The organism is Rossellomorea arthrocnemi (genome assembly GCF_904424705.1).
Lineage (GTDB): Bacteria > Bacillota > Bacilli > Bacillales > Bacillaceae_B > Rossellomorea > Rossellomorea arthrocnemi.
Genome location: NZ_CAJGBF010000012.1, coordinates 98,665 through 113,648 on the forward strand (window position 1 = coordinate 98,665; position 14,984 = coordinate 113,648).

Genomic DNA, 14,984 nt, shown 5'->3' on the forward strand with positions numbered 1-14,984 from the left:
CTTTATGCATGTTGGCCGAGCAACGTCTTTCTATACTCTTTGGGAGAATAGTGGGTCACTTTCTTAAAGACCTTGCTAAAATAATTCGGGTCATGGTAACCTACTTCGAATGTAATTTCCTTAATGCTTTTCTCCACATCACCCATCAGCGCTTTTGCTTTCTCTATACGGCACTCCGTCAAGAAATCGATGTAATTTATTCCTTGTTTCTCTTTGAACATCTTACTGATGTAAATGGGACTGAGTCGTACTTTTTGAGCAAGCGTATCCAAGGAAATGTCTTCATTGGAATGGTCTTTGATGAATTGTTTGATTTGTTGGAACGTATCGCTCTCCATGCTGTTGAAGCGTTCAATATAGGACTGCTTCATCTCGCTTAGGAGACGCCCGGTTTCTTCCCTCAACCTGCGATAATCGACCGGTTGTATCGGGTAAAGGGGCGTCGTCGTTTCCACTCCACACTCACTCAAGATGCGTGAGATCATCCAGAGTACCTCTAGGGTACGTTGTTGAGTGTATACGAGGGGAGTCCGTTCTTTCTCCAATAACGTCAGAGATTTCATGATCTGGGCATGTACCTCTTCCCACTTCCCCAGCCTGATTTTTTCCATTAAGTCCTTCTGATCCATCATGGCCTGTTTCCGTCCCTCAGGCTTGAGGGGGATATCTTCGAAAAACCGGTATTTCTTTCGCACTTGGGTATCCACAGTGGCAAGCATGGCTTCCTGATAGGAGTGGCGTACCTGTTCCATTGAATGATACACCTTTCCTATTCCGATGAACCATTCTTTTTCATTGCCTTTAGAAAGTGAAAGCAGTTCCCTTGCCAAGGCGGTTGCCTGGGACCTGAATGTTGTCGAAGGCTGTCTGAATACGATGATGGGGAGCTGCCTGCCGTACAACGCACCGGTCCATCCACTTTGCAATACTTTCTTCCTGATAGCGGAATACTGCTTTTCCCCTCCTTCAGGAAGGAGCAGGACCATCACAAACATTTCCTCTAAAGAAGGTATCTCGAGCATTTCCACCAGCATATCGACATGAACATCATGGACATGATCGAATAATAACTGGGTGACCACATCGGTTTCCACCAGCATCTGTGTTTTTTGCCATTTTTCCTTCTGATGCAGGGTTTCCACATGCTGCACACGCTCTTTTTCAATCTGCTCTAATACCTTGCCGATCGTATGGACAATCTCAGAAGCTTTGCTCGGCTTCAGTACATAGTCCTTGACGCCGAGCTTGATGGCTGCCTTCATGTACGAAAAGGTATCATAAGCCGTCACCATAATGAATTTGATATGAGGCTGTTCCGCGCTGATAATGTCCATCGCCTCGAGGCCATTCATCCCCGGCATTTTAATATCCATCAAGATCAGATCCGGCAAAAACTCTTTTGTCATCTCTACGGCCATCTTCCCGTTCTTTGCCTGCTGAATTCCAAGACCGGGGAAATTCCTCTCCAGAATCGTCTTCATTCCTTCACGTTCTAACTGTTCATCATCCACTATGAGAAGCTTGATCATACGTACCTGCTCCTTCCCTTTTAATTCTCAGCAAAATATTGGTCCCTTTGCCCTCTTCACTTTCTATCCGGAGGACATCTTCAAACCCATAGAATAATTGAAGCCGCTTCACCACATTACTAAATCCGATCCCTGTTGAATGGCCTCCAGAAAACCCTTCTTCATGGACCACCTGCCGGATTTTTTCTTCCGACATTCCTACTCCATCATCCTTTATCTCAACAAGGATGATATTGTCTTCTTCACGGACTCGAAACCAGATCGTCCCTCCGTCCTCTTTCGGTTCCACCGCATGGATCACGGCATTTTCAACAATTGGCTGCAGGGTCAATGCTGGTATTCTCGCGTCCAGGCATGCTCCATCAATTTCCATATGCAGCTGCAATCGATCGGTGAAGCGCGCTTTTTGAATATGCATATATTGTTCCAAAACATGAATTTCGTCCCTTAAGGTAACAGACCTGTTCTGCCGTTTCAGGTTATAACGCAGGATACCCGCTACACTGACGAGGAGGTCGCTCGTTTCCTCTGACCCTTCTAAGTACGCCTTCTTGGAAAGGGTATTTAACGTATTAAATAAAAAATGCGGGTTGATTTGACTCTGAAGGCTCCTAAACTGGCTTTCCTGTAAGAGGAGCCTGCTTTCCTGAAGCTCCCGTTCCAATGCGGCTTTCTGTTTAATTTCAGAGATGAGATTATTGATGTTAATACGCATGCGATCAAAAGTTTTAGCCAAAAAGGCGATTTCGTCGCTTCCCTCGACCCTTACCTGCCGGCTGAAATTGCCCTTGGACAGTTCATTTGCGGCCCGCGTCAGCTGAAATACCGGACGCGTGATCCCCAATGAAAACCAATAAGAAGCAATCAGGAGCAGACAAGTAATGAGAAGAAGCACCCATATACCAAGCTTGATGACTTCTGCTGACTGTTCCATGATTCCCCTGTACATCACATTGTACGTCGTCAATTCTTTGTCTATCAAAGTTAGTGTCATCTCAGAGATATAGCCAGATATCCGGTTTGCCTCTGCAAACTCCTGTGCAGAGGCTTCAGCATCCCTTTCTTTCTGGAACAGGATGAAGCGGTCCGTCGTTTCGACCAGACTGTCGATCAAGTGAAGATAGTTGGTTAAAGTAAAGTCGTTATCCGGGTTTCGCAGAGAATAAACACCCGCCTTGGCCGTTTCTACCCCTTCCTTACTTTCTTCAAGATGATGCAGGGTACCGGCATTGGTGTCGACCATATAGTTATTCAAGTCGGTGACGACCTGCTGACTCGCCCTTGATACTTCATTCATGTTCAGATAGCGCTTGAGAATCTCATTGTATTGTTCATGCGTCCTGTAATTATAGTAAGTAAGCGCGAGCCAGATGGCTGACATGATAATCATGACCACCGTCGTGAGAGTCAGGATCTTTTTCTGGATAGTTGTCATTGGTCCTTCTCCACTTTCAATATCGTCAAGTCTGTCAGATACCCGTCCTCCTTAAGGGGAACGGTTTCCCCATTCAACCACTCTTCCATGAGACGTACACTCCACTGACCCATTTTCTCAGGCTCCTGTTCGACCACCCCGTCTATCATTCCCCGGGATAATAGTGTCAAGGATTCAGGTCCATCGTCAAAGGAATAAATGAAATAAGACTCTTCTTGAGAGCGCTTACTTATTTCATCAATCATGGCACTCAGATTACTCGCATTGACAGAGATAAACGCATCAAGATCAGGATAGCGATTCATGACATCCCGGGTTGTCGTAATAATTTGATCCCTGGCTCTTCCTGTCTCCCCGTCCACTAACTTTATGCCTGGATACCCTTTCATCACATCCTGTATGCCCCTAACCCGTTCTTTCTGATAATATTCCTGATCCCGGTCCACCATGAGGACAATCTTGCCTTTATCCCCCATCTTACGGACAAGCTCCTTTGCAACCAGCTTTCCTGCTTCATATTGATCAGATCCTACATATGTACGTCGCAGACTCTCCTCCATGGGAACATCGTTGGCGACCGTTATCACTGGAATTCCATTGAAGGAAGCCTTCACCTTGGTAAGCTCCTTGAATTCAAGGGTGTCCGTCCCCTGGATCAGGATCCCATCGACCTTTGATTGAATCGCGATTTCAATATTTTTGAGGAACTCCTCTTGATTTTTCCCAAAGCTTCCCCATACTTCAAGGCTCACACCTTCTTCTTCTGCCTGTTGTTTCGCACCCTTTGCTACCTTATCCCAAAACGGTGTCTGCGTATCCTGAGTAATCAGTACGAGCCTGTGTCGAGCCTCACTTGACACCCCTGTCTCCCTGGGTAAATGCGCGTCGGCTTCCAACACCCTTTTCGCAGATAAAAATGTTAAATGACACAATATAAGTACGACCACTAAAAGCCCGGCAAACCGTAACTTACGCACCCCATAAGCCCCCTTCCCCACAATGAAAACCCCTACTTTTATCATAGCACAGGACACATGGGGAAGGTTCCTGCACTTCCTCATATTTTTCGATCGCTCTTTCTGTCTGACTGTGAAGCCGTTCATTCAAAAAACAACACAATAAGGCCAGACTCCAAAGGAATCCGGCCGTTTCGTTTATCTTTTCTTGCGGGTCATCACATCAAAGATGACTGCACCTGCAAGCACACCTCCACGGATCATATATTGATAGGAGATTCCTACGCCCAGAAGGTTCATACCACTTGTCAATGAAGCCATGACGATGGCACCGATAATCGCACCTGTCACTTTACCGACACCACCGGCTGATGACACTCCTCCCACATAGGCAGCAGCAATGGCATCCAGTTCAAATAAGGTCCCGGCAGTGGTCGTGGCGGATTGAAGTCTGGAAGTGAACAATATACCGGAGAGTGCAGCGAGCATCCCCATTGAACCAAAGACGATATACGTAATTTTCTTTACATTGATCCCACTAAGGTGGGCCGCTTCCGGGTTGCTTCCCACGGCATAAATATGTCGGCCGAGAACCGTCCTCGAAGTCAGGAAGTGATAGACAATTACGACGATCAGGATGATGATGACGGTCCAGGAGAAGCCGTTGTATCCTGCGAGAATCCATGTCACATATCCGATTATAGCTGAAACGAAGACGAGCTTTAATGCAAAAATCGGTGCAGAGATGACTTCGAAATCGTATTTGATTTTATTTTTCCTCGTGGACATTTCGCTGTAAATATAGAGGAATATGCCTACCAGACCTACGAGTAAGGATAGAAGGTGAAGCCCGTTCACTTCCATGATGGAAGGGATGAACCCATTTCCGATGGCATTGAAGCTGTCATCCTGAATGATGATGGTACCAGTTTTCTCCGTTACTTGAAGCAGCGCCCCCCGGAAAATAAGCATCCCGGCAAGCGTCGCCACGAAGGATGGAATCCCGATTTGGGCCACAAGCAGTCCGTTGAACAACCCGACAATGGCTCCGATGATAAGGATAATTGGAATCGTAAGCCATGTAGAAAGGCCAGCCTGTGTGAGAAGGATCGCTGCAATGGCACCGAGGAATCCAGCAGCATACCCAACGGACAGATCGATATGCCTGATCACGATGACGAGTGTCATCCCGACAGCAAGCACAGCGATGTAGCCTGCAGAATCCAATAGATTACTAATGTTCCTTGACGCTATAAATAAGCCATCGGTCATGAATGTAAATGTAAGTATGATAACGAATAATGCAATATACATGCCGTAGTCACGAATGTTGTCGCGTATCAGCATTTTTGCTTCTTGTAAAAGATTCATATGGTTTTACCCCCTTATTGCGTTGCAAGCTCCATTATTTTTTCCTGGTTTGCCTCTTCCACCGGCAGCTCTCCCTTGATTTCCCCCTGTGCCATGACATACACACGGTCGCTCATCCCAAGTACTTCTCCGAGTTCAGAGGAAATCATGATAATACTCAACCCCTGATCGATGAGCTCGTTCATCACGGTATAGATTTCAAACTTTGCCCCGACATCGATTCCCCGTGTCGGCTCATCAAGGATGAGAAGCTTTGGTCCGACGAAGAGCCATTTCCCGATGGATACCTTCTGCTGATTCCCTCCGCTCAAATTTCCAACAAGCTGTTCGAGGGAAGACGCCTTGATATGGAGAGATGAATGATAACGCTCTGCCACTTTGATCTCCTCATTATCATTGATGATCCCGTTGTTCGAGATCCCGCCTAAATTGGCAGCTGAAATATTGCTTTTAATATCCTGTAATAGAAATAATCCGTCATCTTTCCGGTCCTCTGTTACATACGCGATCCCCGCTTTGATTGCGTCCCTCGTATGCTTGAGCATGGTGAGGGTGTCATTCCATACTAGGTCCCCTTCAAGCTTGTAGGATTTAGCATTTCCGAAGATACTCAGTGCAAGCTCCGTTCTTCCTGAACCCATGAGGCCTGCGATCCCGACGATTTCCCCTTTCTTCACATGGAGGTTCACGTTCTTGATCACCTGTCTGCCAAGCTGCGGATCATAAGCAGACCAATTATGAAGCTCTAAAATGTTCTCACTGTGGGTTTTATTGATTCGTTTTGGATAGATATCCTCAATCGCTCGGCCCACCATATTTTTAATGATGACCCCTTCTGTTACTTCCCCTATTGATGCATCCAGGGTGCAGATAGTCTTCCCATCACGCAGGACCGTCGCCTTATCGGCGATATGGATGACTTCCTTCAGCTTGTGAGAAATCATGATAGACGTGATTCCTTGTTTCTTCAGATCTTTTAAAAGCCCCAGCAGGTTCTCGCTATCGTCCTCATTCAGTGCCGCCGTCGGTTCATCCAAGATTAATAATTTCACGTCTTTACTCAAGGCCTTCGCAATCTCGACCAACTGCCGTTTCCCTACACTGAGATCCCTTACAAGCGTATCCGGATTCACATCCAACTTTACTTTTTTCAGAAGCTTCCGAGCCTCCACAATGGTCCTGTTCCAATCGATAAAGCCGCCGATCTTTACTTCGTTCCCTGCAAAAATATTTTCATAAACGGACAAATCAGGAAAGAGAGCCAGCTCCTGATATATGATGGCAATCCCTGTGTTGACGCTGTCACTGATTTTGTTAAATTGCTGAACGGCTCCATCGAACACGATGTCACCCGTGTACGTCCCAAACGGGTAAACCCCGCTCAGCACCTTCATTAGCGTGGACTTCCCAGCCCCGTTTTCTCCTATCAAACAATGAATCTCCCCTTCTTCCACCTTGAAATTCACATCACTCAGTGCTTTGACACCTGTAAATTCCTTGGAGATATCATTCATCTCTAACAAATACTTGTTCATCACAGTTAACCCCCTTTAACAAAAACAATGACAATAGAGAATGGTGGCGGAATCCCGGCCACCATTCCGTTCCCATTTAGTCTTACAATCCTGTAAATTCATCCGCCTCGTAATACCCGGAATCGATCAGTTCTTCCTTCAGGTTGTTTTCATCCACTACAATGACTTCTGTTTGCTTCGCTTTCACGTCTTTCTTACCATTATCATAAGAACCTGTTGTTTCAGGTGTTTTATCATCCAATACGTCTACAGCAATGCCCATCGCATCGGTTACAAGCGTACGAACATCCTTGAAGACTGTCATAGACTGCTTTCCATCGATTACATATTGAGCAGATGCTTTCTCAGCATCTTGACCTGTGACGACATAGCTCGATACTTCTTTGTCAGAAGCAAAAACATCTGCGATAGAACGTGCTGTTCCGTCATTTGGTGCCAGAACCGCCACATCACCCTTCATGTCCGCCCCAACGGCTGTAAGATGTGTTTGTGCTTTGTTTTTCGCTTCGTTCGGATCCCAGTTCGTTGTCACTTGACCAAGAATTTTACTCATTTGATCACGGCTCAACTCAGCTGTATCCTTAAGTGATTCCGCTTCACTGGAATTGGCAATCTTGAAGGTTCCATCCGCAATTTTCGGTTGAAGCACTTTCCAGGCCCCTTCAAAGAACAAGAACGCATTGTTATCAGAAGCTGCCCCGGCATACAGATAAAGTGGTACATCCTTGCCCTCAGCGTGATCAATTAAGTATTGTCCCTGGGCCTCCCCAACGGCTACGCTATCAAACGTTACATAATAATCAACGGCATCTGTATTCGTAATCAGTCGATCATACGAAATGACCGTAATCCCTTCCTTTTTCGCTGACTCCACAGCAGCAGCTGCCGCATCCCCATCCTGAGGCGTGATGATCAGCACGTCGATCCCTTTATTGATTAACGTTTCTACATTTTCTTTTTCCTTAGCAGAAGAACCTTGGCTGAACAAAATTTCCGTTGTATACTCGGAATCCTTCAGCGCGTCTTTAAAGCGCTGCTCATCCTGCACCCATCTCGGTTCGTCTTTCGTCGGCAGCACGATTCCCACACTCACGCTGCTCTTACCACCCGAACTGCTACTGCTGCAAGCTGCAAGCATACCCATAAATAGAATGAGAACCATCAACAATGAAAACGATTTCTTCATTTCTTACTCCCCCTTTGTTATCGTGCTCAAGGTTAATTATATGGGCATTCCGACAACTCTGTAATCGCTTTCAATAGTACTCTTTTGGTATTGTCTGGACTTTTTTGGTGTAAAGGGAAAGTCCCCCGGCAAAATGAAAAAGGACGTTTCGATTGTTGAATCGAAACGTCCCTGTCCCTCCATTAGTTCAGCTCATTGATTTGCTTTGTTAATTCGATGAATTTCTTATCTAACTCAGAGTATCCCTTATCGCCTGGCATCATAAAGCTCAGTTTCCCCAATACCTCCTGCCTTTCCGTCTCCAGTTTCAACCGCCTTTCTTCATTTTCATCCCGTTCAGCTGCCGGGTCATCCAACTGCTTTTCGATCGTCCCGTTTGCGATCACAAGCTTGATCTCCGTCGTTTTTTCAAGGAAATAACGATCATGGGACACGATGATCAGTGTTCCGTTATACTGTGAAAGGGTTTCCTCAAGCTGCTCACGTGAAGCGAGATCCAGATGATTCGTCGGTTCATCCAGAATCAACACATCCCTTTCCTCGAGAATATACTGCATCAGCTTACACTTCACCCGCTCCCCCATGCTCATGTTACGGATGGGTGCCCGCCAATGAGATGTCTGGAATCCAAGATGCTTCATTAAGGTCTGGACTTTCCCTCTCTCGGCGAAAGTTTCCTTATGAAAAAGTTCCCCTGGCGTCTGATCGAGGGGGAGATCGAATACCTCCTGGGTCAGGTAGCCGATATTGGCAGACGGTGATATCCATACATCTCCGTCTGTTGATTCTGTACCCATGATGATTTTCAGAAGTGTCGTCTTTCCGCTCCCGTTCGGTCCCAGGATCGATATCTTTTCACCATGTTGGATGGTGAAATGAACATGTTCGAATAAGGTCCGTCCCTCAAATGATTTATTCAGATTCTTCACTTCAAGGAAGCGTTTTCCTGTTTTGTGGGATGACCGGATTGCGAATCGGACGGTATGCTCGTCTTCGACTGCTTCGACCTTGGTTTTTTCCAGTTCTTTTTCCAGGCGTTTTTGCTTGGATTTGACCTGGCTGTCCGTCCGCTTTGCTTTGACGCGGTAGTATTCTTTAAATCCTTCCTGTTTGGTGGACTGAGCGTGGGCTTTTTCTGACCAGGATGAAAGTTCATTCATCTGGTTCTCGATCCGCTCCACCATTTTCTGCTGCTTTTCGTACTCCCGCTGCTGAGTCAGCCTGCGCTGCTTCCGGGCTTCCATATAACTTGTATAATTCCCTCTGTGCTCGATCAGCTTCTTCCCTTCAATCGACCATATTTTCGTCACCACCTCATCCAGGAAATATCGATCGTGGGACACGAGGAGAATGGTGCCTTTATATTCTCTAATATGCTTAGACAATGTGTGGAGGCTATCCTGATCAAGGTGATTAGTCGGCTCATCCAATAACAACAGGTCTGCCTTTTGGGAGAAACCTTTCGCGAGTCTCGCTTTCAGCTTTTCTCCTCCGCTCAACTGCTGGAATTCATGACTGGGGACCTGCCATTTCTCAAGTAATTTACTTTCAGAAAGTGTCATTCCTTCGGAGGAATAGGATTCGGTTTCCTGTTCCACCATGGAAATCGTCACATCATGATGAAGCCAGTGGATCTGTCCCCCCGTCAGCGTTCTGTCTCCGGCAATTAATTGCAGCAGTGTCGACTTCCCTGCCCCGTTATTCCCGATGATGCCGATGACTTCCCCTTCCTGCACACCCGCATTCACTTCTTCAAATATTCCCTGGTCCTTCACTTCATAACTTACATTCACTAATTTCATGATTTCTCTCATAACATCTTCCCCTCTCTTTAAAAGGGAGAACAAAAAAATCCTCCCAATAGTTCTGGAAGGATTAGCCGTGCGCGCACAAAGAAAGCTATGAATGAACAATAGCTAAAAACATGTATAAAAATGGGCAGACTAATCCTATTTAGGTTAATTTGAAATATGGAATTTCAAACGTCTCGAAAATAAGATTAGTGCTTCATCGTCCACCCATCACTCCTGTCATATTTAGTAAATTTACTATACCATGAAGGGAGCCGGGAATGCAAAAGGAAAAACTATACTTTGATGAAGAATTAGAAGGAAGTTTAGTGGTAAGATAAACGATAAGAACGAGTTTAGGGGCTGTTTTCGCTAAAAAGGGTTGTTCAGTTTATGTGCTTCTTTTAAAAATGAGCAGGAATTCTTGTCGAAGTGGCAATCGAACCGATTCATGAGCCACCTTATCCCTTGAAGAACAGCCTTTAAAAAATGATTATGGGTTCTAATAGATAGGAGCGTTATATTTGGAATCAATTTGGTTGGAATACGGATGGACATTATTAATCCTTATCGGTCTCGAGGGCTTATTATCAGCAGATAACGCCCTTGTTCTCGCCGTCATTGCGAAGCACTTGCCTGAAGATGAAAAGAAGAGAGCGATTAAATACGGAATCTTTCTTGCATTTGCCTTCCGGTTTGTTGCCCTCTTTGCGATTTCTTTTATTGCAAATGTCTGGCAGATCCAGGCCATTGGTGCAGCCTACCTCTTGTACCTGGGGCTTAAACATGTGATTAAAGCTAAGTTTGGAAAAGAAAACGAAAACAATCGAGAAGACACAGAAGAAGAAGCGGCTGGCAAAAGATTTTGGCCGACAGTGGGAAAGATTGCCTTGGCAGACCTTGCTTTTGCCATTGATTCAATCCTCGCCGCAGTCGCCCTCGCCCTCGGCTTGCCTGATTCTCCACTGGGAGACTTTGGGGGCATGGACGGCGGACAATTCATTGTTGTGGTTCTTGGGGGAATTGCAGGATTGATCCTGATCAAATATGCCGCCACCTGGTTCGTACAGCTGCTTAAAAAACGCCCGGCACTTGAAACGACTGCCTATGCCATTGTCGCCTGGGTCGGAGTGAAACTAGCGATCATTACCCTTGCACATGAAGATATCGGAGTGCTGGATCATGATTTTCCTCATAGTACAGTGTGGACCTTGATTTTCTACGGGGTTCTTGTGGGAATTGCTTTGTTTGGCTGGTTTGCGCCTGGAAATAAAACATCTCACCAGGGTGAGGCATAAAAAAACGTCCTGTGAACGAATCGCAGGACGTTTTTACATATTATACCCCAGGGAACCAGCCAGGAGTATTCACAATCGCATTCCATAACGGATCAGGAACGACCAATTCTTTTTGCTTTCCTTTGTCGATCTCCGTCACGATTTCATCTTCTCTTCCTTCATTGATTTTCTTTACCCAATCAGGATCAATGATGAGTTCGCGGCCGAGAGCAAGCAGCGGGACGCCTGAGCCGAACGCCTTATGGGCATCGTCTGCAGAGTAAATTGAACCTACCCCGATCAGAGGAGTACGGTCGCCGATTGTTTCCAACAGATGGTCCATTCTTGTTTTCTCCAAGTCCTCCACGCCTTTTCTAGGCTTTGAGAAGAAATCGAAAAGGGAGACGTGAAGATAATCAAGCTCCTTGTCTGCAAGGGCATCGACAAGGGTAAGGGTCTCACCCATCGTGAATCCATTCTCTTCAGGCTCTTCTGGTGAAAAACGGTATCCAACGAGGAACGATGGATCCGCATGTTCGGCGACCACACTCTTCACTTTATCCACAATGGCAAGTGGAAAGGTCATACGATTTTCAAGGCTACCGCCAAAACGGTCTTGTCTCTGGTTTGTCATCGGTGAAAAGAACTGATGAATCAGGTACCCATTCGCCCCGTGAATTTCGACACCGTCATAGCCTGCCTTAATCGCCCGGCGTGTCGTCTCACCGAATGCTTCGATGATAATTTCGATCTCTGCTTCCGATAAGCCTCTCGCTTTCTTCTCGCCATTTTCACCCATTACGTCACTCGCACTCACAACATCCCCATCAGGAACCAGGTCAGGCGGGCATTGTACACCACCATGAAAAATCTGGAGAACGGCTTTTGCTCCTTGATCCTTGATTCCCTTTGCTAATTTTGAAAGGCTCGGGATCATTTCATCTGAATCCCCACCGAACTCACCAGGGAATCCTTTTCCATCGGGGGTTACATATGTACAGGCAGTGATAACCATGCTTACATCTTTGGAACGTCTCTCATAGTAGTTGACCTCTCTATCCGTTACGTTACCCTTTTCATCCGATGAAAAATTCGTCATCGGTGCCATGATGATCCTGTTCTTTAATTCAACTCCATTGTTGAATCTATAGGGAGATAATAATTCTTTGTATTTGCTGTTCATGATTTTTCCTCCTTGTGGTTGTTCAAGGGAAATCTTAATAGAAGAATCTCTATTTGAACAGATATCTGCTTGAAGGGTGTGGCCTCGGAATCTAAAATGGGCATCCCTTGATGATTGAGGGATGCCCTGGTGTTTCCTTTAGACTCTGGTTTTAATTCAGATATTCGAAAAAATGATTTCCGCTTCATGGGAGATGTCAATGTCTCCTGTATTATTTATATAACTTCTCTAAAGCAATATTTGTCGCTTTCATAAACAATCCGTTCAATCCTAATACCATGACAGGAAATCATTTAACTTATACCCCAAAGCATTTCTAAAATAATGAATATCGATTATTCACCCTGTAACTAACTTTTACTGCTTCCAGCTTGTCACTTCTTTTCTCTATATACTCATTTCAGGACCAGCTTCGCCACAACCTCCACATGCGCTGTCTGCGGAAACATGTCCACCGGCTGCAAATATTCCACCCGGTACTGTTTCTTCAAATAATCGATATCCTTCACTAGGGTCGATGGGTTGCAGGATACATACACGAATGTCTTCGGCTTCACTTCTTTTAACGTATCGAGAAGCTTGTTGTCACAGCCGGTCCTCGGAGGATCCACCACGACGACATCAGGACGCCAGCCTTCATTTTTCCACTTAGGCATGAGGGTTTCTGCACCCCCGACGAAGTACTCTGCATGATCGACTCCGAATTTCTCCGCGTTTTTCTTCGCGTCATCGATCCCTTCCTTGATGACGTCCATTCCCCGGATTTCTTTGGCACCGTCTGCAAGCCAGAGGCCGATGGTTCCGACACCACAGTACGCATCGACGACTTTTTCTTCACCTGTAAGAGCCGCTGCCTTCTTCGCTTCATTATACAGCTTGCTTGTCTGGATCGGATTGAGTTGGAAGAATGCTCGTGCAGATAGTTCGTAAGTGAACTCTTCCAGGCGCTCTTCTATGCTTTCTTTTCCGGACAAATGAATTGTTTCGTCCCCAAATACGAGTGCCGTTTTCTTCGGATTAATGTTTTGAGCGATGGAGACGACTTCCGGGAGACGTTTCTGGATCTCGTTGATCAACAATTCCTTGCGGGGAATTTTCTTCTCAGACGTTACAAGTACGACCTGAACTTCCCCTGTTTCAAACCCGACACGTGTGACGATTGTTTTCAAAATCGGCTTTTTCTTTTTATCATCAAAAACAGGTATGTTGAAGTCGTTGATGATCCGCTTGATTTCGGTTGTCACTTTATTCGTGAGGGGGTGCTGGACGATGCACTCATCGATGTCAATAAGCTTGTTGGAATTCATGCTATATAGGCCTGCGATCGCCTTACCGTTCTGCGTTCCGACCTGAAACTGACTTTTGTTCCGGTAGTGCCACGGGTTGTCCATGCCGATCGTCTGACGGATATCCATGTCATCAAGCTTGAGCTTCGTGTGCCGCTCAAGGGATTGAAGCAAGATGTCCCGTTTGGCGTCGAGCTGTCCTTCGTAAGACAGATGTTGAAGCTGGCAACCCCCGCATTGCTCATAAACAGGGCACGGTGCTTTAGTGCGCTGTGGTGACTTTTTTCGGATCTTTTTGATGCGGGCTTCAGTGAATTTCGGGTGGACCTTCGTCACTTCAACGACCACTTCTTCACCGGACAGGGCTCCCGGAACGAAAACGATCTTACGCTTAAAGAAGCCGACTCCTTCACCGTTGATGCCGATTTTCTTTATGGTCAGAGGAAACTGCTGTTTCAACTCGATTTTAACTTCATTGTTTTGTGGCTTTTTTGCGTACTGCTTTTTCATTGATTCACGTCCGTTCTATTCGATACTTCTCCATAAATACAGTGATGCATAACTTAAATAAGGATGCCAGGCAGTGCTGAATTCATCCAGCTCGTCCATGGTCGGTTTCTGTTCCATCTGGAATAATTTCTTGATGGCGTTTTGGATGCCGATGTCGGCTTTAGGGAAAAGGTTCGGCCGTCCGAGGCCGAATAGCAGGAAGCTTTGGGCTGTCCACGGACCGATTCCACGGATTTTAGTAAGCTCTTTAATGACTTCATCGTCTGGTTGCTTGGCAAGACTGCCTAATTCAAGTTCTCCAGTCGACACCTTCTGTCCGATTCCGATCACATACTCCGCTTTTCGCTGACTGAACTGGAGCTCTCTCAGTTCTTCCACTGTGAGAGCTGCTACTTTTTCAGGAGAGGGATAAAACCATACTCCGTCCTTCTCCCATCCGTACGTAGTGACAAAACGGTGGGTCAAAGTGAAGGCGAACTTCAGATTCAGCTGCTGATGGATGATGCTTTTAACGATGGTGGCGAATGGATCGAATTCTAGGATGAGCGGCGTACCGATATGCTCCTCGAAGATCGGTTTCAAATCGGTTGCCAGGAAATGCGTATGCATATCGTGGAGACCGGTTTCCCACTGAAAAATATCCGAAATGCGGTTTTGCTTCGCTTCAAGATTCTCTTCATCTTCAAACGTGATACTGAATTCGGGCTCATCCGTCGTTCCTGTTGCCTGAATCTCGATGACCTCACCGTTTTCACCGGCATGATAATAAGGGACCTTCACACTTCGTTTCTCCTGATCCACCGAATTCAACGGATCCAGCGCCAGCCTGTCCAACACCCGGTCAAAATCATACGGACCCTCAATCTTAACATTCCTTACTCCCATCGTCCTCAACCTCCCGCACAAAACTTGTATGTGTATTATAG

Annotated in this window: 11 protein-coding genes; 1 reads left to right on the forward strand and 10 read right to left on the reverse strand. The window is 46.0% G+C overall.

Translation table 11 applies throughout. From position 1 onward, the window contains the following. Positions 1 to 2: 2 nt before the first annotated feature. The 7 genes from BAA9072_RS16130 to abc-f form a co-directional block, all read right to left on the reverse strand. Positions 3 to 1,529 carry a response regulator gene (locus BAA9072_RS16130; protein ID WP_201715712.1) on the reverse strand — a complete coding sequence of 509 codons (1,527 nt, stop codon included), beginning with the start codon at positions 1,527 to 1,529 and terminating at the stop codon, positions 3 to 5. Continuing rightward, entirely contained in the window at positions 1,504 to 2,964 is a 1,461-nt protein-coding gene (locus BAA9072_RS16135) for a sensor histidine kinase (RefSeq protein WP_201715713.1), read from the reverse strand. Before BAA9072_RS16135 ends, BAA9072_RS16130 begins: the two co-directional genes overlap by 26 nt. Then, positions 2,961 to 3,941 carry a sugar ABC transporter substrate-binding protein gene (locus tag BAA9072_RS16140; RefSeq protein WP_230980899.1) on the reverse strand — a complete coding sequence of 327 codons (981 nt, stop codon included), beginning with the start codon at positions 3,939 to 3,941 and terminating at the stop codon, positions 2,961 to 2,963. The genes BAA9072_RS16135 and BAA9072_RS16140 overlap by 4 nt, the downstream gene beginning before the upstream one ends. Positions 3,942 to 4,118: 177 nt before the next feature. Continuing rightward, a complete protein-coding gene (locus BAA9072_RS16145; protein ID WP_201715715.1) occupies positions 4,119 to 5,291 on the reverse strand; it encodes a sugar ABC transporter permease in 1,173 nt (390 codons plus the stop codon). A gap of 14 nt (positions 5,292 to 5,305) precedes the next feature. Next, on the reverse strand, positions 5,306 to 6,826 hold the full coding sequence (locus BAA9072_RS16150; RefSeq protein ID WP_201715716.1) for a sugar ABC transporter ATP-binding protein: 1,521 nt from the start codon (positions 6,824 to 6,826) through the stop codon (positions 5,306 to 5,308). Between the two features lie 82 nt (positions 6,827 to 6,908). Further along, positions 6,909 to 8,012 (reverse strand): sugar ABC transporter substrate-binding protein, encoded by a 1,104-nt coding sequence (locus BAA9072_RS16155; RefSeq protein WP_201715717.1) that lies wholly within the window; start codon positions 8,010 to 8,012, stop codon positions 6,909 to 6,911. Between the two features lie 182 nt (positions 8,013 to 8,194). After that, the gene (abc-f, locus tag BAA9072_RS16160; RefSeq protein WP_201715718.1) at positions 8,195 to 9,826 is read right to left on the reverse strand and encodes a ribosomal protection-like ABC-F family protein; all 1,632 of its coding nucleotides are present in this window, start codon (positions 9,824 to 9,826) and stop codon (positions 8,195 to 8,197) included. 500 nt (positions 9,827 to 10,326) lie between these two features. Between abc-f and BAA9072_RS16165 the strand changes: the two genes are divergently transcribed. Beyond that, complete coding sequence (locus BAA9072_RS16165; RefSeq protein WP_201715719.1) at positions 10,327 to 11,100, forward strand: TerC family protein; 774 nt, start codon at positions 10,327 to 10,329, stop codon at positions 11,098 to 11,100. A gap of 40 nt (positions 11,101 to 11,140) precedes the next feature. On the opposite strand, the gene BAA9072_RS16170 is transcribed toward BAA9072_RS16165, so the two are convergent. From BAA9072_RS16170 to BAA9072_RS16180, 3 genes are all read right to left on the reverse strand, one after another. Next, positions 11,141 to 12,262, reverse strand: a complete 1,122-nt coding sequence (locus BAA9072_RS16170) for an NADH-dependent flavin oxidoreductase (RefSeq protein ID WP_201715720.1) — start codon at positions 12,260 to 12,262, stop codon at positions 11,141 to 11,143. 395 nt (positions 12,263 to 12,657) lie between these two features. Then, positions 12,658 to 14,058 carry a 23S rRNA (uracil(1939)-C(5))-methyltransferase RlmD gene (gene rlmD / locus BAA9072_RS16175; protein ID WP_201715721.1) on the reverse strand — a complete coding sequence of 467 codons (1,401 nt, stop codon included), beginning with the start codon at positions 14,056 to 14,058 and terminating at the stop codon, positions 12,658 to 12,660. Positions 14,059 to 14,073: 15 nt separating this feature from the next. Then, entirely contained in the window at positions 14,074 to 14,943 is an 870-nt protein-coding gene (locus BAA9072_RS16180; protein ID WP_201715722.1) for a DNA-3-methyladenine glycosylase family protein, read from the reverse strand. Between the last annotated feature and the right edge of the window lie 41 nt (positions 14,944 to 14,984).